The organism is Clostridium sp. FS41 (genome assembly GCF_000954015.1).
GTDB classification, from domain to species: Bacteria; Bacillota; Clostridia; order Lachnospirales; family Lachnospiraceae; genus Enterocloster; species Enterocloster citroniae.
Genome location: NZ_JYHN01000081.1, coordinates 1 through 22,333, shown reverse-complemented (window position 1 = coordinate 22,333; position 22,333 = coordinate 1). Strand labels below are relative to the sequence as shown.

The window sequence follows — 22,333 nt, the reverse complement described above, 5'->3', positions numbered from 1 at the left end:
CACTCAATAAGAGCAGACTCGGCTCATTTGCCCACGGGCCGAATTCTGCTCCAATGATTTATACATCCGTGTTCATTCCTGTGTAACTGCCGATAATTTAACGGATGTCCCCACCCAGTTTCTCACAAGAATCGCCAAAAATCCGATTACCAGAAAAACAAAGGTTCCAAACAGCGAAAAACGGGTATTCATTGCGGTGATAAATACACCACAGAAAAGGGTTCCCATTGTAGTCCCCAGGTTGGAGGAGGTTAAATAAACACCGTTTGAAAAATCAGGCGCCTCCGAACCGACCTCATGAATCAGATACTGATTGACATTGGAGTTAATACCGGCAAGCGCTCCGATTACCGTAATAACCAGGGCGGCCGCTGCCGTCAGTTTCCCGAAGGCAAATAATAGTCCATAAGCAGCCACTAAAGCAAAGGGCAGAATAAAGGTAGTCTTTTTTGCATCCACTGTCAGCGCTTTACCGGCAATTAAATTACCTATGATATTTGCTAAACCGTAAAACAAAAGCACCAGGCTGATCATCCTGGCGGATATGCCTGTAATGGTTTCCAGAAAATCAGACAGATAGCTGTAAAAACCGAATATTGCGCCGTTTAAAAATATGACGACCACAATTGATAAAACCATGGATGGCTTTTTCAGCACACTGACCTGTTTTCCATAGGATAAAACCTCCGTTACCGGCATGGACGGCACCAGAAAAAGGGTCAGCAGAAACACAGCGGCATTGACAGCGGCGAAAAAGGCCATTGCCATGGCAAATGAAAATTCTGTCGCGATGAGATTAGTGACCGGTACACCCAGTACCATTCCCGCCGAGACCCCGATAAATACTTTGGAAACTGCTTTCGCCGACTCATGAGGCTCCACGGACTTTCCTGCCTCCGTCAGCGCCATGGATACATAAGCCGGATGGAAGGCTGCCGGAATGATACGGGCCAACAGCAATACGGTAAAATCAGTAGCAAAGATGGAGATGACATTACTTATTGTAAAAATCCCCAATGCCAGTAACATCAATGTCTTTCGGTTGATTCTGGAGCATAAAAGCGGCATCGTTGGCCCCGCAAACGCAACTACCAGGGCAAAGCCGCTGACCAGCCATCCGGCGGTCGGAACGCTTACGTTGAATTTCTGGGCAATCAGCGGGAGGATCCCCACCACCCCCATCTCCGTATTTAAAATCCCAAAAACTCCTATGGTCAGAATCAGGATTAATAAACTGCTTTTCTTTTTCATCATAATCTCCTCTAACTATTTAGAATCAGGCTCCACTGGAATCCCCCTGAAACGAATGCGTCTCAGAGGGATTATGTATGGCTCTTTATAAAAGTTCCCCTCCATTGCTGGCAATGACTTTCTTATACCAGTAAAAAGAGGCTTTCCTCTTTCTCTCCAAAGTTCCGGTGCCGTCATCATATTTGTCTACGAACACAAGCCCGTACCGTTTTGCCATCTCTCCGGTAGAAGCGCTTACCAGATCAATGCAACCCCATGGGGTATACCCAATCAAGTCCACACCGTCTTTCACCGCCTCCCGCATCTGCTCAATATGGCCCCGCAGATAATCAATCCGGTACGTGTCCTTTATCGTACCGTCTTCCTCTATTTTGTCATAAGCTCCCAGACCGTTTTCCACCACCATGAGCGGTATCTGATATCGGGCGTATATTTCATTTAAGGTATAGCGAAGCCCCTTGGGATCAATCTGCCATCCCCAGTCGCTCTCTTCCAGATAAGGGTTCTTTAATCCACCGGTTAAGTTTCCCCCCTGAATCTGGGCGTTCTGTGTGACAGACACGCAGGTGCTCATGTAGTAGCTGAAGGTATAAAAATCCACACAGCCGTCCTTCAGCGCTTCCTTATCCCCGTCCTCCATCTGAATCCTGATTCCATGCTCATGAAAATACCGGTCCGCATAATAAGGGTATTTCCCTCTTACCTGCACATCGGAACAGAACCAGTTGGTCATCTGCATCTCCTTCTGGCACTGAAGCATGTCATCCGGATTGGGCGTCAGCGGGTACTTGGTGAGGTAACAGATCATGTTCCCCATCTGAAATTCCGGGTATTTCTCATGGGCCAGCTTCACCGCTTTTGCGCCTGCCACAAGCTGATGGTGCAGAGCCTGGTATCTCACCTGTTCATCATCCGGGAAATCCAGAATCCTGCCTGTGTATCCTTTTACCGTTCCCAGGGAAATGACATTGCCCATAGCCATGGTTCCCGCATTGATTTCATTAAAGGTCAGCCAGTATTTCACCTTGTTCTGATACCGCTCAAATACGGTTTCACAGTATCTCAGGAAATAGCCGATGCATTCCCGCCCCGCCCAGCCGTTGCACTGTTCTACCAGGGCATAGGGCATCTCATAATGGGAAATTGTGACCAGCGGCTCTATCCCATATTTCCTGCACTCATCAAACACGCTGTCATAAAAGGCCAGCCCGGCCTCATTGGGCGTCTCCTCCATCCCTGTGGGAAAAATACGGGTCCATGCGATTGACAGACGGAATACCTTAAAGCCCATCTCAGCCAGCAGCGCAATGTCCTCTTTGTAGTGGTGATAGAAGTCGGCCGCCTCATGGCTGGGATATAAAGCACCTGGTTCTATCTCCCGTGTAATCCGTTTCGGATTCTTTAAGGATCCGTTGGTACAGAGATCCGGCACCGCCGCCCCTTTCCCGTCTTCGTTCCATGCCCCTTCAAACTGGTTCGCCGCCGTTGCGCCTCCCCATAAAAAATCCGGTCTGAATGTTGAATTCATAGTGTTGTCTCCTCTCTTTTTATTGAAACATGATGAACGCCTCACCAGACGTCACATAGTCACTTTCTACTGCCGTAATTCCAGCGTAACCAGCAGCGGTCGTCACCAGGATCGGTGTCACTGCGGAAAAGCCGGCTGCTTCTATTGCCTTTAAATCAAATTCCAGAAGAAGGTCACCTTTTTTCACATAATCCCCCTGGGATACCCTGGGTGTAAAACCGCTGCCATTCATTTTCACCGTATCCATGCCTACATGGATTAGAAGCTCCACGCCGGAATCCAGCCGCATCCCTAATGCGTGGCCGGTTGGAAAGAAGCTCACTACTTCCCCGGCCGCCGGGGCGTACAGTCGCCCTTCCTCCGGCAGGATTGCGGCTCCCTGCCCCAGAAGACCACTGGAAAACGCTTCGTCCTCCACCTGGCTTAACGGGATGACACGGCCGGTAACCGGGGCGGAAATCACTTCTGGAACAGGGGAAATTCCATTTTCTACACTCCCGGCTGCTTCATTCAAGCCTTCCACAGTCTTTTTATCCTTTGGGGCCTCATCCTTATATGTAAGATAAATCACCACAATTCCTGCTGCCAGCGAAGCTGCGGAAACTGCGATTGCCTGGAACATCCCGGAAAGGTCGGAAGCCGCCGTATTGACAAATGCGGTATATCCGAATACTCCCATACCGGGAACCATGTAATACTTTGCCCCCAGAGCGGTCAAGATGCCGCCGGTTATGGCTGCAATCACACAGGTAATGGCAAACGGTTTTTTCTTCGGCAGCGTGATCCCATAGATGGCAGGCTCCGTGACTCCCGCCATGCCTGATATAATAGCCGGAACGCACAGAGCTTTTAATCGCTTCTCCCTTGTCTTTAAGTACATGCCGATCACAGCGCCGGTCTGGGCAAAGGAGGCCGCAAACATGCCTACCATCACCGTGTCAAAGCCCAGTGTCTGGACATTGTTAATCATCATCGGCGTAATGGCCCAGTGCAGGCCGAAAATCACAAGCACCTGCCACAATCCTCCTACCAGCACTCCCAGCACCACCGGGCTGAACCGGTATACAGCCATAAAACCGGCCCCAATCAGATTAGAAGCAAAGGAGGCTACCGGACCAATCACCCAGAATGTCATGCACACCGTCACAAAGCAGGTGATGAGCGGCAGGGCAAACAGCTTGATCGTATCCGGGATAAACCTTTTATACCGTTTTTCAAACCAGGCCGCAAATGCCACCGCACAGATAATTGGAACCACGCTGCTGGCGTAATCCCCGGAAGCCGGCATAATGACCGGTATTCCAAAAATATTGGAAATATCCAGCGTTCCGGAACTCAGCATGCTGGGATACAGCATTGTCGCGCCGATTACAACTCCTTCAAACTCCGGTATCCCAAATTTCTTTGCTGCTGTAAATCCCAGAAAAAGCGGCAGGTAGAAAAACAGGGAATCCGACAGCGAGTACAGAATGTTATAAGTTCCGCTTGCAGAATCCAGCACGCCCAACGCCACGAACAGCGCCAGCACGCCTTTTATGATACCGCAGGCGGTCAGGCATCCCAGAATCGGTGAAAATACCGCCGTGATAATCCCGATAAATGCATCCAGCGGCTTCTGTTTCTTCGCCGGCTGGTCTTCTTCCTGCTTTGTATCCGCAACCTCCTCCAGATGACCCACTTTTACCACCGTGTTAAATACGTCCGGTACATGGTTGCCGATTACCACCATATACTGTCCGCCGCCGCGGATTACCGTTACAATCCCGTCTGTTTCTTTTAGAACATCTGTGTTGGCCTTCCCTTCGTCCTTTAACGTAAAACGAAGCCTTGTGATACAGTGAGTCAGACTTTCGATGTTTCCTTTTCCACCTACGTTCTGAATGATGATTCTTGCCAGACCATCATATTTCCCTGCCATAATTCCTTCCCCCTTATGATTTGTGGTTTTCTTGTACTGCCTGTGATTCCTCGTTTCAGTTCCTTCCTGTATCATAAAACACATTTCATTGAATGGCAAATAGTTATGCAGAATCTTATTACATAGTTTATAGGAATGTTATTTTATTGACTTTTTACTACCATTTATCATCTGAGTTATGACTTTTCAATTAAATCAACAATTTCACAGGCAATTTCCAACAATATATCTGTGATAAATTTGTATTGAAGTTTCAATCCATGCTTTTAATCTCATAATAATGAGTAACTATAGATTGTCCGCTTTAATAGTTGACCGGAATAGATACTGTCTGTTACAATAAAGCAAAGAATGAAGGAACGATTTATTCAAAAAAGAGGTGAATTTTATGATTGAGACACGATTGCTTTACTATTTTCTAGCCATAGCAAGGGAACAGAGTATTACAAAGGCAGCTGAAACATTGCACGTGACACAGCCAACTCTCTCCAAACAGATGATGGAGTTAGAAGCACAGTTGGGGAAGCAATTACTGATACGGGGAAAGAAAAAGATTACGCTTACGGAGGAAGGCGCCTTTCTGCGCGCCCAGGCCCAGGAGATGATAAATCTGATGGAAAAGACGGAATCTGCGTTTAAAGCTGACGAGGAGATAATCGGGGGTGATATCTATATTGGCTGTGGGGAAACTCCCGCCATGGAATTCATCACGGAACTCTTTAAGGAAATCCAGACGGATTATCCAGGGATCCATTTTCATATTTACAGCGGAGATGCGGATGCCGTGCTGGAACGCCTGGACAAAGGGCTTCTGGATGCCGGTCTGCTGTTAGGCCCCATGCAGCAGGAAAAGTATGATTACATCAATATTTTTAAAAGCGACATATATGGACTGCTGATGCCGCGCGACTGTTCTCTTGCGGAAAAACAGACTGTTTCCGTTGCGGACTTATACAATATTCCTCTGATTTTTTCCGCTCAGACATATGCCGGCCATCAGCGCCTGGAATGGTTTGGCGTGGACTATGATTCCCTCAATATCGTTGCAACCTACAACCTGATATATAACGCCACCTTTATGGTGGAACAGGGAATGGGCTATGCTTTCTGCCTTGGGAACCTGGTGAGTACGGATGGTAACCGCAACCTCGCTTTCCGGCCCTTTTCACCGGATTTGAAAATCGATCTTTTTATAGTCACCAAAAAATACCAGACATTTTCACCGGCAGCGAAAATCTTTTTAAGCTATCTAAGAGAGAAATTGCAAAAACCAGCCATAACGTAACAAAATTCAAAAGTTAGGAGCATATTCATATGGTTGAGACAAGGCTGCTGCATTATTTTTTGGCAATCGCAAGGGAAGAAAATATAACAAGAGCCTCCGAGACGCTTCATGTGACACAGTCTACGCTGTCCAAACAGATGATGGAACTGGAACAGCAATTGGGGAAACAGCTCTTTATCCGCGGAAAACGTAAGCTGACACTGACGGAGGACGGCATCTTTTTAAGAAATCGCGCACAGGAAATTCTGGATTTAATTTACACAACTGAATCAGCGTTCCATGCAGATGAAAAAGGATTAAGCGGAGATATTACGATTGGCTGCGGAGAAACACCGGTTATGGGTTTTATTTCCCAGCTATTTGTTGCATTCCATGATCAGCATCCTGACATCAAATTCCATATACATAGCGGTGATGCGGATATCGTTTTAGGACGTCTGGATAAGGGCCTGGTGGATATGGGCCTTATGCTTGGCCCCGTCCGCCAGGAAAAATATGATTATCTGAAGCTTCCTCAAAGAGATATCTTTGGTCTTTTGATGCCCAAAGATTCTCCGCTGGCTGCACAAGCTTCCATAAAAATCAATCAATTAAAAAGCCTGCCTCTTATTTTTGCGGAGCAGACCTTTTACGGTCAGCAGCCGGCGGACTGGTTTGGCGCTGATTACTCCACCATGAACATTGTTGGCACTTATAATCTGGTTTACAATGCAACCTTTATGGTGGAACAGGGCATAGGATATGCCCTCTGTCTGGATAAGCTGGTAAATACAAGCGGGCGCAACTTGGCATTCAGACCGATTACGCCGGAGCTATCTGTCAGCCTTCATATTGTCACCAAAAAATTTCAGACATTTTCACCGGCTGTAAGAGTTTTCTTAGAACAGTTAAAAGGTGTAATTGCGGAATATTCATCTTGCTAAATGTAAATGCCATCAGATTCCCATTTCCAATCTGATGGCATTTACATCACTATTTCAGACCTTCATTAAAAAACCCTGCAATCCTGTCGAAAGGTATCTTTGTCACATCGTCATACAGATCCACATGGTTTGCATCAGGAACAATCACCAGTTCCTTTGCAGCCCCAATCCGTTCATATATAGCCTCGGTCATACCGCGGGTCATTGCGTTTTCCCCTGCAATCATAAGAACAGGGCGCGGCGAAATGGTTTCCAGATGTCCCAGAAGGCTGTAATTCATAAAAGCCGCCTGACTGGTGGTGGTAAAATTACCGTCTGCATTGGGATGATTGCCCCGCTCCATGCCATAGTAAGTAAAGAACTCTGCAAACAGCGGATCAAGCCCTTCCGGGATTTCGGTTAAAGGCTCATCGGCATAAACAGCCGCATAATCAGGATCTCCCTTTTCAAAGTCCGCCCAGCGCTGTTCTCCGATCTGGTCGAGGAATGTCCTGCGTTCCTCCGCTGTCATACCGTCCGAATTGCTGCTGACATCTACGATACTTGCCGTCACCACTGCTTTAATCCTGGTATCCATCTGCGCTGCGGAAAGAGCGAATCCACCGCTGCCGCAAATCCCGACAGCACCAATCCGCGTGCGTTCCACGTTCTTATGGACACCGAGGAAATCCACACCCGCGCTGAAGTCTTCTGAGAATATTTCCGGCGATGAGACGTGACGTGGTTCCCCTCCGCTATATCCATTGTAAGACGGATCAAAGGTCAGTACAATAAATCCTCTCTGCGCAAGTTCATTGGCCCAGACGCCCGGTCCCTGCTCCTTCACACCACCATAAGGGGCTCCGATTACCAAAGCCGGATATTTCTTTTCATCATCCATATCTTTTGATGTATACAAATCCCCTGCCAGTGTAATTCCATAACGGTTCTTATAGGAAACGTGCTCCCGATTTACATTTTCGCTTAGTTCAAACGTATAGTATTCATCCATTTCTGAATTCGCTCCTTCTGTTTTGACAACCGTTTCCTCCGCGGCAACCGTAGTTTCCGACTGAATAGCTGTGCTGTCCGTCTGATCAGTTGTTGTGTCTGAGTTCTGATTCGCGGATGGCGCACTGCAGGCGCTAAGTACCAACATGCCGGCAACTACAATACAGATAATCCTGTTTTTTTCATCTTAATCTCCATTCCGCCGCCCTTCAGTTGGCGGCACAAATAGTAATGAAAGTGATTCACACCTCCAAGTTTTCGTGTTACAATAGACTTGATTATAAGGGCATCCCGGCATCATTGCTTTCTTTCACACTATCCTTATGACGGTCTATTATTTTTTCAACTTGATTATAACAATTTCCTGTAATATTACAAATAGTTATTTTGAATACTTTATTATCGTTTTCAAGAATGATAATTAATGTAACTGTCACTACTATTCTTCATTTTTAAATATAATTGGTTTCTAGTCAACCAGCCGTCTTTACCGGCCTCCACATAAGAAAAGAGCACCTATACAGGCTTTATATACCTGTACAAGCGCTCATTTTATTCAGACGTTTCATCCATTTATTATCTCTAATCCCCGACCAACTTATCAGCAGCATCCAAAAATCTTTCTTCATCCACAATGCGAAATCTGTGTTTATCATAAGCAACAAGGCCTTCCTCCCGATACTGGGCCAGTACCCTGTTCAAACTGCGGATCGGGGTGCATACCTCATTCATAAGCCGGTCTTTTGTCAGATCGCTTAATGTTCCCATCCGGTCATGCCGGTACAGGCAATACAGCACGCGGTCTTTTAACTCCATGGAAGAACTCCTGATATAAGCATCTGAATTTTCCGCAATTTTCAAAGCCATCTGACGGAGCAGGAACTCACAAAACCCGTTATCCTCACGGATCCATGTTTCCACACCCTTTCTGGAAAGCTTTACAATCCTGCATGTATCAATTGCAGAAACTCCTAGGGTTGTCCGGTTTTCACAATAAAGCTCCACTTCACCGAAACAGCTGTTTTTGCCATATCGTTATATCACAAAATAAGGAGGACGAACATGAGAAAGATGATCATTGACACAGATTGCGGAAGCGATGACGCGGTAGCTCTGATGATGGCGCTGAAATCCAGGGATATATCAGTAGAAGCCATCACCGCGGTAGGAGGAAACGTACCTTTAGACTTTGCTGTAAAAAATGCCCTGATGACAATAGAGGTTACCGGCGGCCAGAAACCACCCCTATTTGTTGGCGCTGTTAAACCTTTGTTCCGAGAGCTTGTGACAGCTGTAAATGTCCACGGCAAAGACGGTATGGGGGACGCCGGGCTGATCCGCCCCACGTTACTTCCTGAAAACGAACACGCAGTGGATGCTATCATCCGAATTGTTAAATCCTGCCCGGATGAAATTGAACTTGTAACCATCGGACCTGCTACAATTATTGCGCTGGCTATTATGAAAGACCCTGACACCATGAAAAGGGTAAAACAGATCTACACCATGGGAACTTCTGGCTTTGGCCCCGGAAACTGCACTCCGGTCTCGGAATTTAATGTTTATGTGGATGCGGAAGCATTCCATATCATGATCACTGCGGGGATTCCGGTCACCATCATTGGTTTTGATCTATGTCTGGGCAAGTCCGCCCTTACCAAAACAGAATTAGATACCTTAATGAGCAGCGGGAAGAAGGAGGCTATGTTTGCGGTAACATGCAACCGGATGGTGGTCGATTATAATATCACTGCCAATGGTCAGTATTTTCTGGATCTTCCCGATGCAGTTGCCATGGGTGTCATGCTATGGGATGATATTGTACTGGAAAAAAAGCCTTGTTATGCATATGTCTGCCTAAAGGAGGAAGCCGCATATGGACAGGTAATCCTTAATGATGGCTCAAAACTGGCGATCCAGGAAGGATTTGGAGGACATAATCCCAATGTTGAGGTATGCACCAAAATTGATACAGATCTTTTTAAGAAACGATTATTATCATTGCTTATGTAATACTTAGCCTGGACTCAGAATGTCCGATATTCCGTAAAAGAGATATTGTAACATTCAAAAGGCAAAGCTTGGGTAGCTTTGCCTCTTGTTTTTATGCAGTTTCTCATTCAAATTTATATTAATCTTTGTAAAACAACTTTGACCGTCTTGATTTCATACGGATTTAAATCCACATAAATAAAATGCTTCTCTATTTTTAGGCGTCTTTCATCTTCTTCCAGCATGCTGCACTCCCAGGCATCCTGCACATTCTGGTCAAACCTGACCATTGCCTGAGTTCTCCTGTTAAACGCCTCATACATGCGCAGGATCAATGCATCGCTATCCTCTGCCTTCTTTATCACTTCGATCATTATATTATCTTTATTTACACTGACAAAAGAATACTCTTCAGGCGGCAGATCCCTGCTATCCTTTTTATTATCCTTTCCCTTATACCGTGCGATCATCGGATTATTGAATTCATATGCTTTCTGAATGGTATTGCCTTCCCGCCATCCATCTCTGTGGGGGAATATAGAATAGGAAAACTCATGCTTTTCTTTGTCTGCAGCAGGATTAGGATAGCAGGCTGATTTCAGCATAGTCAGACCAATCACCCCATTATGTATGTCACATCCGTATTTACAATCGTTTAGGATGCTGACTCCGTATCCGTTTTCCGATATATCGATCCATTTATGTGCACATACTTCAAATTTTGCCTGGTCCCAGGAGGTATTATAATGGGTAGGTCTTTGTACATTTCCATATTGGATTTCATAGCTGGCCTGGTCGGCATGGATATTAACCGGTATATAATTCCTCAGTAAAAGGTTTTTCTCACACCAGTCCACCCGATTGACAATATCAATCTTTGTCCCCTTGGAATAAACAATCACGTCCTGTTGGATCCTGGAGTCCAGATAAGTTCCGGAGATTCTGAGAACCGCCCGCACCGGTCCTCTCTCAATCACTTCAATCTCAGCCTCATCTTCCAGCACCCACGGTTTTTCCGTGTAATAGCTGTTGATATCCCAAGCATCATAATTATGCGGCCGGTCTTCATATGTAACTAACACATTGGCACAGCTGCCCGGCTTTAGAATTTCACGTTGCTCATTTTTGTCATAAATGGATGTAAACTGCCCTTTCCTGTTCCAAGCAACATGCAGTTCCTCCGTATCAATGGAGTTTTCTAAAATGTCAAATGCATCTTCCGGCTCTTTTGTTCCCTCCATCAAGCAGAATGTCCTGTATCCTCTTGAGGGAACCCCCTCAGCCAGAAAAACGCCCTTCCCATCATAAGTTTTCTGGATCGGGTATTCTATGTCTGCATATACAGCTACAGGATTTCGCAGGTTAGGGGTGTGCAGATCAGAGTACTCCAGACATACATATCCCCGGGAAACGAAACTGTTCCGGTTAAAGACAACCAGGCTCTCTCTTTTTGCATGGATCCTGGTAAGAATATGTCTGATCCGTTCCTCCTCCAAAACAGTTCCCGTTGCCAGCACTTCATTGTACTCCCGCTGTGAATCCTCGTAAACTTCCTCAATGGATGAACCGGGAAGGATATCGTGAAACTGGTTTTTTAGGACGATCTTCCACAGATGATCCAACTCCCGATCGGGGTACTGCTGCCCCCATTTGCTTTTGCCCAGGGCCGACAGAAATTCAATATTCTGTAACAGGAATTCAGATCTTCGGTTGTATTTTTTATTCCTGGCCATAGATGTGTAGGTTCCCCTGTGATACTCCAGATACAGTTCGCCGACCCATTTTGGCAGATTCCTTTTTTCTGCCACTTCCTGTTCCAATTCCTGAAAATACTCCGATACACCGGAGATTTTAGTTCGCGGGCATCCGGGAATCCCTCTGGACAGACGTCTCTGGTTTTCCAGCATATCTCTTGTTGTACCACCGCCTCCGTCCCCGTATCCAAAACACATTAAAACACTGCGGTTCAATTCCTTTTGACTGTACCGTTTCCATGTCCCCTTTACTTGGGATGGGTTCAGATATCCGTTATATGTCGTAAAATGGGCTGGCCTTTTCTTACCTTCCACCACAAGGGAAGCATGGTAATCCCGAACAGATATGAAATGTGTTAATAGTTCCGTTCCATCAATCCCCTCCCACAAGAATGTGTCATAAGGCATTTTATTCACTTCATTCCAGCTGATCTTTGTTGTCATAAAAAAATGAATGCCGCATTTCTTCATGATCTGGGGCAATGCCGCAGAATATCCAAACACATCAGGAAGCCATAAAATATGATTGTCAACTCCAAATTCTTCCCTAAAGAAACGTTTTCCTGCCATAAGCTGGCGTATCAGAGATTCACCGGAAGTAAGATTGCAGTCCGCCTCAACATACATGCCTCCCTCTGCTTCCCAGCGCCCCGCTTTTACCTTATCCTTTATTTCCCGGTATAGGCCCGGAGCGTTCTCCTTCACATATTCATATAACAATGGCTGGCTTGACATAAACACATACTCAGGATACTGTCTCATTAGTTCCAATGCCGTGGAAAAACTTCTCACCGCCTTATCCTTAGTCACCCCCAGGGTCCACATCCACGCGATATCTATGTGTGTGTGCCCCACCGCATAAACTGTTTCCCTGGACCCGCCGCATTGCTTATCATAAAATTCTTCCATATATCTCTGGGCTTTTTCCAGACTTTCGTAAAAAAGCCCGGAATATTCTTTGCGGAGATCAAGCAGGTTTAAAGATTCGGTAAGTGCTTCTGAGATCGTTAATGCCTCTTGTGAATCCTGATCCAGCAGTTCCATGACCTGGAAGGGGACACTGATGTCATAATAGTATGCCTCTATGTCCCTGTGTAAAACCTTCATTTTCCAATTCATCTGCAAATGAAAATTCTGCACCCCGGTAAATGCGGACAATACAATTTGGTAAACATCGCCTGCCTGGGCCTGTTCTGTCAGCAGTATTTCCCGATGGTTCACATCCAGCCCCTGCTTGGGATATCCGTTTAAATATACCAGGAATTGTGGATTCGTAGCATCCCACTGCCCTTCACATCCTGTTGTCAGTTCCAGGACAACGGTATTACCATTATACTGATCCGGTATGGTTACAATGAACCCAAACCAGTAATACTCGTTATGACCGCCCCAAAGCTGTCCTTGCTCCAACCGCTTCCACTGCCGTCCTTCCAGTTCTTCCAGGTTTCCGATCCGTTCTTCTGTCTTTAGGATCCATATATCCTTAACTGGAATTGTGTCTGAATAGATCAAACTTTGGATGCATGAAATCAGCTTTCTGTTCCTGTCCTCAATAAACAGCATACTCTTACCTCTAATTTTCCCCGGCCTTACACCTTATACCTCAAATGTGCAGTGCTCCCGGACATCTGTCTTTATCTCTATTCCTCTGTTGGTGATTAATTTTACAGATATATTTCCTTTTAAACCTCCGGTTTCTACCTGTACACTTCCCATATCAAATGCGGCTTTAATGAGGTGTTCTTCTCCGTTATAGTATAAAAATTCCGTATACCCTGATTCTTTACCATATACACAGATTGTCAACGCATCATCTGCCCCGGTAATATGGTCCTCCGCCTTACCTGTCGGCACAATGCTGCCGGCCTTTACGTATAAAGGCATATTATCCAGTTCCATTTTAACCGCATCATACTGCTTTCCCTGCTTTATTTCTTCTGAGAAATAATGATACCACTGGCCGTCCGGATAATAGACCTCTCTCTCACCGCCTTCATTCAAGACGGGAGCCACTAAAAATGCATCCCCAAACATCCACTCATCCTCAACACTAAGACAGTTCCTGTCATCCGGGTTAGACAGATACAAATGTTCCATAACTGGAAGCCCCTGTTTTCCTCTGGTGTAAGCGGTTGAGTAAATATACGGTATAAGCTCATACCTGAGTTTGTCAAACTTTCTGAAAATAGTTTCCGCCCTTTCACCAAAGGTCCATGGCTCCCTCGGATTATTGGCTCCATGACACCTTACATGGGAGCAGAACATTCCCGCCTGCATCCATCTGATGTACACCTCTTCGGAAGGCCTTCCCAGGAAGCCGCCCACATCATGACTCCAGAACGTGAAGCCCGACATTCCCATGGATAATCCGCTTCTGATGCTGAATCTCAATCCATCAAAATCAGTAAACGGATCCCCGGCCCAATGGATCGGATATTTCTGCCCGCCCGCATAGGTGGAACGGCCCCATAATATCGGCTCTGCAATAGACTCCCGGGACGCCTCATATGCTGCCCTTGAATACAGGTAAGGATATATGTTATGGATTTCATCCCCGTCATAGCCATGATATTTCCCTTCAACAGGAACTCCCTCTCCCATATCTGTCTTTATAACACTAACTCCCATCTGAAACAGGTTTTTCAGCTGTTCTTTATACCACTGGCAGCAGTCCGGGTTTGATAGATCAATGACCGGATTGGAGCGCGCGTCCTCCCCATATGGATTCAGAGGGATCCATCCTTTTTCCCGCAGTTGATCCCTTAATTCCGGAAGACATTCGGAAGTAACGTATGGTTTCTGCCAAAGGCTGAGCTTAATTCCCATGGAATCAAGTTCCTTTATCATCTCTTCAGGATGCGGGAAATTATGTTTACCAAATTTCCAGTCACAGGCCCAGGGAATTTCAAACCAGTCCGTATCAATATTGATCACATCACACGGAAGATCCCTTTTCCTCATCTCCCTGCCCACCTCAAGAACTTCATCCTCGGTTTTATAAGAACAGCGGCTCATCCAAAGCCCAAAGGACCACTTGGGAACCATCGGGCTTTTCCCGGTAATGTCCGTATACCGCTTCAGGATCGTTTTCGGCTCCTCACCGTAAATATAAAAAATATCAATCAGGGATTCACCGTAAATATGGCAGCTTGCACAGCGGTTGGAACGGTTCCCCATAAAAAATTTGCTTCTGTAATGTGTATTTACATACATACCATACCCACGGGTACTAAAATAAAAAGGTAGAGACACGTACGTTCTGGGTGATCCTACAGACAGCGGATCTGTAATAAACACATCCACTTCCTGCATTTTCTTATCCACCGGTGAATACTGCTCACCAAAACCAAAGTAATGCTCATCATGTTCCATTCTGCTTGAGCACACGCCGATCCGCTCACCGGTAGCTGGATTCTCCACAAATCCAAAGGGAAAGCTTTCATGGGTAAACCGGAGGACCTTATCATTGTTTTCCTGGCAGTAGACCTTTTTTCCATCCCTGCCATAAATGGAAAAACCAAATTCCGCCAGATTTACCATGGCCTTACATGTATCCGTGGTAATCCATAGCATGTCACCTTCTTCTTTTACCTCATATTGGTCCGTTTGAAGGGGCGGAACCCCCTCAAGCATAACGGTGTGATGCTGCCTCTCTCCACCCTCGCCTGCAAGAAGGCGGAAAATACCCTTTTCGTACACTTCTAGCCTGAGAAAGCCTTTAAAATGTTCTGTTTCCACAGTCTCATCTATAATAGGCCTTAATTCACCGTCACAGTCGATCTGGGTATTATGTATACAATCCCCCTCTATATCAAGAAGCAGCCCCCATGTCATCTTCTTCCAGTTCGTTATTCTGGCAAACTTCTTTAGCTTCAGATTATAATCTTTCCCCTTTCGGAAGTTATCTTGTGTATACTCATAATACATCTTGATCCTGTCAGGGCTTGGCTCCTTATAATAAACCTTTTTATCCTGTCCCTGTACACGGACTTTAATTTTTTCATCCATCATATTATCCTTTCACACTTCCCATTGTCAGTCCTTTTACAATATTTTTTTGCATTATAAGATAAAATATAACCAGTGGAAGCCCTGTTAATATAACAGCCGGAAGCTGCAGATCATAATTGCTGCTGTACTGCCCAATAAAACTGTAAGCAAACAGAGGCAGCGTTTTTACCTCCTTTTTTGTCAGCACAAGAAGGGGGAGCAGAAATGAATTCCAAAACGTAAGGATATTCAGCACGATCACTGTAGATGTTATGGGCTTCATCAGCGGGAATATGATCTTAATAAACAGTCCCACCTCACTGCATCCATCGATTCTGGCCGCCTCATCCAGCTGAACCGGAATGGATTTTATAAATCCATGATACAAAAATATGGAAAATGCAATCTTTGTACTTGCTTCTATTAATCCTAATGCAGCCAGATTGTTCAGCATATGCCATTTTTTAAGCAGCTGCACCAGCGGAAGCATGATAACTTCAAACGGCAGCAGCATGGAAACTGTAAAATAAAAGAATAACAGCCTGCTCAGCCCTGTCTTTGTCCGCGAAAGCTTGTAGGATGCAAGGGAACTTACTGCCACTACGATTCCAAGCCCCACGGATGTAGATATGACGGTGTTTAGAAAATATTTGATAAAATCCGCTTGTTTCCAAACATTTTTAAAGTTATCAAAGGTGGGATGGAAAGGAAATTTCAGAGGGTCAGCAAAAATATCCCCATACGGTTTAAATGAGTTTATGATGATCAAATAGATCGGTACTGCAAATAATACAGCCAGCAGGATCGTTATGATCAGCACCAGGCTCTGCCTTCTTTTCATCAGCTTTCCACCTCCTTTCCTTTTAATACGGCCAACTGCACGGTAGTGACAATTGCGACCAGGACAAACATAATAATTGCTTGTGCGATGGCCTGACCAAAATTATTCTTCTGGTAGGCGGTATTATAGCTTAACAATGCCAGGGTCTCGGTAGAACGGTACGGTCCCCCTCCCGTCATCAAAAATACGATTTCAAACTGTTTTAACCCATTCATAGTGATCAGAAAAACACCTACTATAATGGATGGGAGAATTAACGGCACCTTTATCCTGAACAACATCTGAAGGGGACTGATTCCATCAAGCATGGCAGATTCCACCACATTTGCATCCACTGTACTTAAGCCTGCCAGATAAATCACTGTCAAATATCCGGTTCCCAGCCAGAACGAGACTATGATCGTTGACCAGAACGCTGTCCCGGATTGGCTGAACCAGCTTCGTTCCAGCAATTCCATCCCCATCTGCTGTCCCGCTGCCGGCAGGACCTTAGTGAAGATAAATCCCCATATAAATGCCACGATTACACCTGAAAGAACATTTGGTATAAAAAACACGCCTCTCAAAAAACCTTTTAACCGATTAGTGCTGTCCAGCAGACTGGCCACGATCAGTGCACCAAAATTCTGTGTGATCACTGTCAGTACTGTAAACTTAACCGTAAACCATAAGGCTGACATAAAATGTTTATCTCTAAATAATTTCTTATAGTTCTCTATTCCCACATATAACTTATCCGGGCTGATCCCGTCCCAGTCATATAGGGAATAGTGAATTCCGCTGATAAATGGATATACTACAAATATGCTGAACAGCATCAATGCAGGAAGGACAAAAATCATCAGCCAGACATTTTCTTTTCTCCTTATATAACTTTTCTTCATGGCTTTGGCTCCTGAATTCTATGGGTTTTTCACTAATTTTCAAACTCTGTCCAGGCGGTGTTCATCTCATCAATTGCTTCCTCTTTGGAAATGTCCCCAAGCAGAAATTTGTCCATGGCTGAAATCAGTTCTGTCTCCACGCCCTGTGGAAATAGATTGCTTGCCCATGCTGATGCTTTGCCCTCGGACGTCCATTTCTGTGCATCCATCATAACTTGGGAGCCCGTAGGTGTTACGCCCTTAATCGCAGATAAAATCTCCATATCATTTGAAAGCCAATCCTTTACTTCCTGGGAAGTAACCATCCAGTTGATAAACTCCAGCGCTGCATCTCTGTTAGCCGAATCCCTGCTCACATGCAGACCGGCTGAGGCGCATGTATAGATCTTGGCATCTGCTGGGTCATTGCTCAGAGGGTAAGGCATAAGCCCAATCGTACTGTCCGGGTTTGCTTTCCTGGCATTCTGTACGATCTGATCCCCACAAATCATCATTGCAGCTTCCCCTGTTCCCAGTTTTGCTCCTGCAGTGGCGAAATCATCATTAAATGGATTGGGCTGCAGATATTTTCCCACAAGCTCCGCTCCATCAAAAATCTTATAGATAAATTCAAAATCCTTTAATTCTTTTTCTTTATTGGCCAGCTGTTCAATATTTTGTTTATAATTTTCATCTACACCAAAGGTAAAACCAAACAGCTGTTTCTTTACATAATCTGATTTATATCCCATGGCAAAAGGAATGATGCCCGCATCCTGTATCTTCCTGCATACAACGTCCAATTCTTCCAGTGTTTCTGGCGCTTCAGTAATACCAAGCTTCTCAAATACCTCCTGATTGTAAAGGACACCCCAAGCCTGGGTCACAAAAGGAATGGCTGTCAACTCCCCGTTGGATGCTTTAAATTCCGGCCCGATCTCCACTTCTTTTACAAATTCTTCATTGGAAAGATCATAGCTTACCGATGCGTAATTTTGATTTTTCATATACGGCCCACTGATAAAAATATCCGGGACCTCTCCTGATGCCACTCTTGTCTGAAGGATCTTGTCATAATCCGAACCAATACATTCTATCTTCAACTCCACATCAGGGTTCGCCTCTGCATACATCTCTGCAAGTTTATCGAACTGATCCTGATATTGTTCCAGATAGTGAAAAAAGGTCAATTCCGTTTTTGCATGGCTTTCCCCCTGTACACTGTTCTGGCCCGCGCCTGGATTTTCTTTTGCCCCATTTGCCCCACAGCCTGTCAGCAGTCCCCCAGCTGTGATAAGTGCCATCATAGCCGCCATTATACTTCTCCGTTTCATATGATCCTCCTTATTGTTTGAGTGCTCTCAGTTCTTTTGTTATATTCACATAATACAGGCTTAAGGTGCGTTTTAAAATGCTCATTTTTGACTGTCAGTTGTAATATTTTGCCTCATTTACCTATTAACTGCACAGAAAATATTACAAAAATAACTGCTCCACATGCAAACAGCACAATGAAGCAGTTCCCTTCTGTTATTTGTTTTTCCTGAAATCCTGCGGGCTTACCCCATATTTTTTCTTAAATTGCTTGCTAAAATAACTAAGGCTTTCAAAGCCAGTCCTCTCCGCCACCTCCGATACATTCATTTTTGAATTGCCAAGCATCTCCTTTGCCTTTTCCAGGCGGAGCGTATTTACATACTCAATATAGTTGATTCCAAGATATTTTACAAACATACGGCTTACTGTAGAAGCATTGAAATAAAACTGATCAGAAACCTCTGAAAGGCTTATTTTTTTATTATAATTTTTTTGAATATAATACAGGACCTCCCGCAGCTTATCCGGTATCTCTACTGCCTCTGCTCCCGAGATCTCCCATATTTCTTCCATAAACTCCTTGATCCAGCGTTGAGCAAACTTCTTTGTAAACATCAGTTTTCCTGAATAAAGCTCCTCCATCTTTTCTGAAACACGTTTTTCCATACGAAGGCCTTTCTCATTCAGTCTTCTGCCAATCTCAAAAATAAGGCCTGATATGAATATCTTTCTCTCGTAAATGGTCCTGATCCCGCTGTTTTCCATATTCTCAAACATATAATGTACCGTTTTTTCAAACTGCTCTCTGTTTCGGTTTTTACCACAATATAGCAGTTCCCCTGCCCAATAAGCCGTCTCTGATCTTGTCTGCGGCACAGGTTCCGGCCTGGCCGTCCGCACCACCCGTCCATCTTCACCTAAATCAGCATAATTTATAAATTCGCATATTTCCATATACATCTGATAAAGATCCGTCTTTGATTCATCACTATACACAGCGTAAGCGTTAAGGCCATATCGGTTCTCTAATCTGTGGGTCACACGGTTTAACGCTTCGTTCAGCCCTCGTGACTCTGTCCTGTTTACCGTAAAGAAACATGCATACTGGTAAATTTCCTCTTTAGGTGCATATGGTGTGAGGTTGGGTATCTGATGCTCCGCCTGACACATGACAAAATACTGAAGCACTTCAACCGAGCCATTATAATTTTTCTTTAAAACTGTTTGAAAATCTTCAATGAAAATCCCAAACATAATCTCCTTCTGTTCTTCATTTTCCTTATGACCATTTCCCTTTCCCGTCTGTACCTTTTTCGTCTGAATCTTTGTTGTATCTATCCTCTCATTCTGTGCCCTTCCCGTGGCCTTTTGTATGGCATCTCTGATCTGCTTTTCATCGATCGGCTTTTGAATATAATCCACCACATACTTTTTTATAATAGCTGCCTTGGTATACCGGAAATCCGTATATCCGCTGACAATGATGATCTTTGCCTGGAATGTATTCTCATCCAATATATTAAGAAGATCGGCTCCATCCAGAACCGGCATATTCATATCCAAAAAGATAAGATCCGGCTGCACTTTCTCAATCATCTGGTACCCTTCCAGGCCATTTCTTGCCTCATAAACCTCATCCCCGGATTCCGATGTCATGCCGGCTAATATCTTTATGCTCTCTCTTGTACTTATCTCATCATCTATGATCAGAACCTTCATGATAACCTCCCGGTATTGATACCTTCACACAAAACCATTGGCCTTGCTCAATCCGCACATATGCCCCCGGATACTTCTCCTTTAACCGGCAGCTTGCACTCAAAAGCCCTGTATGACCTGATGCAATATAATTCTCTCCTTTTTCCATCTCTGCGTTCAGCTTCTCCATCTGCGCAGACTCCATGCCCTTCCCGTTATCGCATATCAGGACCGTAATATCCCCGTTGTTATGGCATATATCTATCCTTACTTTATAATCTCCTGTTTTACCCTTAAAGCCATGTACAAAGCAGTTTTCCACCAGCGGCTGGAGAATCATCTTGGGAACCATACAGTCCAGGCCTGTCTCCGGCCTGTCCAACTGCAGATCCAGCTCATCAACATACCGGAATTTCTGGATATTCAGATATTCCAATACATTTTCCACCTCTTCCTCCAAAGTCACCTGCTGCTTATCCCAATCCAGACTGTAGCGCAGGATCTTCCCCAGTGATGTCAGCATTGCGTTCATTTCAAATGCTTTTCGTTTTAATGCCATAAACTGAAGTGTCTGCAGAGAGTTATACAAAAAATGAGGATTTATCTGCATGGTCAGCAGCATCAGGTAAGCTTTTTTCTCTTTATACCTTGCATCGCTCTTTTCTTCTATCAGCTGATTGATCTCATGCATCATACCGGAAAATTCTTCTGCCAGTTCTTTCATCTCATCGAGTTCCGGCTCTATTTTCAATTCCACATTTTCCGTTGTATTCCTGAAGCTGATGATCGACTGCGTAAACTTCCTGATAGATCCGCTGACAAGGCGGGACAGAATAAGAGCCAGCACAGCAATAATGATCATGATCAGTATGAACATCAGGATTAGACCGTTTCTATAAGGCAGCAATTCATCCATGAGCACCTGCATAGATATGCATTTGACCACATCATAGGGAAAATCAGCCAGCTTCTGCTTTATGACTACGTATGGCTCGTCTTCATTCATATAAGAAACTCCCTGGGGAGCTGACTGCAATGATGTCCTGATCTTATCCGGGAAATATTCTCCGAATTCTCCATATAAAAACTGACCATCGTCATCAATCACATAGTTTCCGTCCGCACCGCCTTTTGCGGGATTTGAAAAAATAGGTTCAAATATCTCATCTCCATATACAATTTCCATACGTACCAGAGAACGGTAATTCAGATCCATGATATTCTGATCCAAAACAACCAGATACTCCCCGGTTACCTGATCCTTCACCGTGCTGATATGGTATCTGACATCCTCTGCATAATAGGGATTTATAAAATAAGACTCCTGTTCCTTTTCATTCTCAATTCGGTAGAACCTGTTGCTCTCATTTCTCTTTCTGTAAATCATTAAATTCAATTTTTCCACATAGAATGTAAGTGATTTTATTTTATCATCACTGAAAAAAATCGCACTCACTTTTCCATTTAACAATTTTTGTTCATCTTCGCTTATTCCCGATCCTTTGTTAAGGATCTCCATTGTCTTTTGATCATTATAAATAAGCAGGGATTTGTCCTTTATATCGTCAAACAAGCCATCACATAATCTTGACATATATAAAGTATTCTCCTCATATGACTGGATCTGCCTTTCAATCATCTGCTCATTTGTCTTTTTCCATATGACACTCATGGCAGCAATAAGAGGGATCACAACAAAGAATGTAACACTTAAAAAGATTCTGCTCCTCAGGCTTTTTCCAAGTTTTCTCACATCACACCCCCATTACCAAGTTTTAATCAGAAGACTTAAATGAAAAACTAAATTCCAGTTGTAGACTATTCTAGTAAATTTGCGGAATTAACTTCCACTTTGTACCTTAACAAATTTATACATTTGCCTTATAATGAACCTATAAGCACCCAGTTTTGATGGTTTTTTGCATGCTAACGGGGCATCTGAAAATAGTGTGCGAGACTAAATTCCACATGCCTTTGTGCAAG

The 22,333-nt window shown here is 44.5% G+C and carries 15 protein-coding genes; 3 read left to right on the top strand and 12 right to left on the bottom strand.

Annotated features, from left to right (window positions below):
• Positions 1–72: 72 nt before the first annotated feature.
• From CLFS41_RS25595 to CLFS41_RS25585, 3 genes are all read right to left on the bottom strand, one after another.
• The gene (locus CLFS41_RS25595; protein WP_200895118.1) at positions 73–1,254 is read right to left on the bottom strand and encodes an MFS transporter; all 1,182 of its coding nucleotides are present in this window, start codon (positions 1,252–1,254) and stop codon (positions 73–75) included.
• An 82-nt stretch (positions 1,255–1,336) separates the two neighbouring features.
• A complete protein-coding gene (locus CLFS41_RS25590) occupies positions 1,337–2,779 on the bottom strand; it encodes a 6-phospho-beta-glucosidase (RefSeq protein ID WP_045093928.1) in 1,443 nt (480 codons plus the stop codon).
• 19 nt (positions 2,780–2,798) lie between these two features.
• A complete protein-coding gene (locus tag CLFS41_RS25585; protein ID WP_045093927.1) occupies positions 2,799–4,697 on the bottom strand; it encodes a beta-glucoside-specific PTS transporter subunit IIABC in 1,899 nt (632 codons plus the stop codon).
• A gap of 388 nt (positions 4,698–5,085) precedes the next feature.
• Between CLFS41_RS25585 and CLFS41_RS25580 the strand changes: the two genes are divergently transcribed.
• Together CLFS41_RS25580 and CLFS41_RS25575 are read left to right on the top strand one after the other, a co-directional pair.
• A complete protein-coding gene (locus tag CLFS41_RS25580) occupies positions 5,086–5,982 on the top strand; it encodes a LysR family transcriptional regulator (protein WP_045093926.1) in 897 nt (298 codons plus the stop codon).
• Between the two features lie 29 nt (positions 5,983–6,011).
• Complete coding sequence (locus tag CLFS41_RS25575; protein WP_045093925.1) at positions 6,012–6,905, top strand: LysR family transcriptional regulator; 894 nt, start codon at positions 6,012–6,014, stop codon at positions 6,903–6,905.
• A gap of 49 nt (positions 6,906–6,954) precedes the next feature.
• On the opposite strand, the gene CLFS41_RS25570 is transcribed toward CLFS41_RS25575, so the two are convergent.
• Both CLFS41_RS25570 and CLFS41_RS29925 read right to left on the bottom strand, forming a co-directional pair.
• Positions 6,955–7,896: an alpha/beta hydrolase gene (locus CLFS41_RS25570; protein ID WP_045093924.1), complete on the bottom strand. Its 942-nt coding sequence runs from the start codon at positions 7,894–7,896 to the stop codon at positions 6,955–6,957.
• Between the two features lie 581 nt (positions 7,897–8,477).
• Positions 8,478–8,711 (bottom strand): helix-turn-helix domain-containing protein, encoded by a 234-nt coding sequence (locus tag CLFS41_RS29925; RefSeq protein ID WP_152649082.1) that lies wholly within the window; start codon positions 8,709–8,711, stop codon positions 8,478–8,480.
• A 246-nt stretch (positions 8,712–8,957) separates the two neighbouring features.
• Here CLFS41_RS29925 and CLFS41_RS25560 point away from each other — a divergent pair, with 246 nt between their 5' ends.
• Positions 8,958–9,908 (top strand): nucleoside hydrolase, encoded by a 951-nt coding sequence (locus CLFS41_RS25560; RefSeq protein ID WP_045093923.1) that lies wholly within the window; start codon positions 8,958–8,960, stop codon positions 9,906–9,908.
• Between the two features lie 113 nt (positions 9,909–10,021).
• On the opposite strand, the gene CLFS41_RS25555 is transcribed toward CLFS41_RS25560, so the two are convergent.
• The 7 genes from CLFS41_RS25555 to CLFS41_RS25525 form a co-directional block, all read right to left on the bottom strand.
• Positions 10,022–13,204, bottom strand: a complete 3,183-nt coding sequence (locus CLFS41_RS25555; protein ID WP_045093922.1) for a glycoside hydrolase family 38 C-terminal domain-containing protein — start codon at positions 13,202–13,204, stop codon at positions 10,022–10,024.
• Between the two features lie 33 nt (positions 13,205–13,237).
• Complete coding sequence (locus tag CLFS41_RS29175; RefSeq protein ID WP_052665872.1) at positions 13,238–15,652, bottom strand: TIM-barrel domain-containing protein; 2,415 nt, start codon at positions 15,650–15,652, stop codon at positions 13,238–13,240.
• 1 nt (position 15,653) lies between these two features.
• Complete coding sequence (locus CLFS41_RS25545; RefSeq protein ID WP_007859414.1) at positions 15,654–16,472, bottom strand: carbohydrate ABC transporter permease; 819 nt, start codon at positions 16,470–16,472, stop codon at positions 15,654–15,656.
• A complete protein-coding gene (locus CLFS41_RS25540; protein ID WP_007859416.1) occupies positions 16,472–17,356 on the bottom strand; it encodes a sugar ABC transporter permease in 885 nt (294 codons plus the stop codon). The genes CLFS41_RS25545 and CLFS41_RS25540 overlap by 1 nt, the downstream gene beginning before the upstream one ends.
• A 32-nt stretch (positions 17,357–17,388) precedes the next feature.
• Positions 17,389–18,669 (bottom strand): extracellular solute-binding protein, encoded by a 1,281-nt coding sequence (locus CLFS41_RS25535; RefSeq protein WP_045093921.1) that lies wholly within the window; start codon positions 18,667–18,669, stop codon positions 17,389–17,391.
• 196 nt (positions 18,670–18,865) lie between these two features.
• On the bottom strand, positions 18,866–20,371 hold the full coding sequence (locus CLFS41_RS25530; RefSeq protein ID WP_007859421.1) for a helix-turn-helix domain-containing protein: 1,506 nt from the start codon (positions 20,369–20,371) through the stop codon (positions 18,866–18,868).
• A complete protein-coding gene (locus tag CLFS41_RS25525) occupies positions 20,349–22,103 on the bottom strand; it encodes a histidine kinase (protein WP_045093920.1) in 1,755 nt (584 codons plus the stop codon). Before CLFS41_RS25525 ends, CLFS41_RS25530 begins: the two co-directional genes overlap by 23 nt.
• Between the last annotated feature and the right edge of the window lie 230 nt (positions 22,104–22,333).

Bases quoted from the DNA above. Each gene is read 5' to 3' on its own strand.
- CLFS41_RS25570 (WP_045093924.1), bottom strand. From the start codon at position 7,896: ATGGATGAATACTATACGTTTGAACTAAGCGAAAATGTAAATCGGGAG.
- CLFS41_RS25530 (WP_007859421.1), bottom strand. From the start codon at position 20,371: ATGAAGGTTCTGATCATAGATGATGAGATAAGTACAAGAGAGAGCATA.
- CLFS41_RS25580 (WP_045093926.1), top strand. From the start codon at position 5,086: ATGATTGAGACACGATTGCTTTACTATTTTCTAGCCATAGCAAGGGAA.
- CLFS41_RS25545 (WP_007859414.1), bottom strand. From the start codon at position 16,472: ATGAAAAGAAGGCAGAGCCTGGTGCTGATCATAACGATCCTGCTGGCT.
- CLFS41_RS29925 (WP_152649082.1), bottom strand. From the start codon at position 8,711: ATGGAGTTAAAAGACCGCGTGCTGTATTGCCTGTACCGGCATGACCGG.
- CLFS41_RS25560 (WP_045093923.1), top strand. From the start codon at position 8,958: ATGAGAAAGATGATCATTGACACAGATTGCGGAAGCGATGACGCGGTA.
- CLFS41_RS25575 (WP_045093925.1), top strand. From the start codon at position 6,012: ATGGTTGAGACAAGGCTGCTGCATTATTTTTTGGCAATCGCAAGGGAA.
- CLFS41_RS25590 (WP_045093928.1), bottom strand. From the start codon at position 2,779: ATGAATTCAACATTCAGACCGGATTTTTTATGGGGAGGCGCAACGGCG.
- CLFS41_RS25595 (WP_200895118.1), bottom strand. From the start codon at position 1,254: ATGATGAAAAAGAAAAGCAGTTTATTAATCCTGATTCTGACCATAGGA.
- CLFS41_RS25535 (WP_045093921.1), bottom strand. From the start codon at position 18,669: ATGAAACGGAGAAGTATAATGGCGGCTATGATGGCACTTATCACAGCT.
- CLFS41_RS29175 (WP_052665872.1), bottom strand. From the start codon at position 15,652: ATGATGGATGAAAAAATTAAAGTCCGTGTACAGGGACAGGATAAAAAG.
- CLFS41_RS25555 (WP_045093922.1), bottom strand. From the start codon at position 13,204: ATGCTGTTTATTGAGGACAGGAACAGAAAGCTGATTTCATGCATCCAA.
- CLFS41_RS25540 (WP_007859416.1), bottom strand. From the start codon at position 17,356: ATGAAGAAAAGTTATATAAGGAGAAAAGAAAATGTCTGGCTGATGATT.
- CLFS41_RS25585 (WP_045093927.1), bottom strand. From the start codon at position 4,697: ATGGCAGGGAAATATGATGGTCTGGCAAGAATCATCATTCAGAACGTA.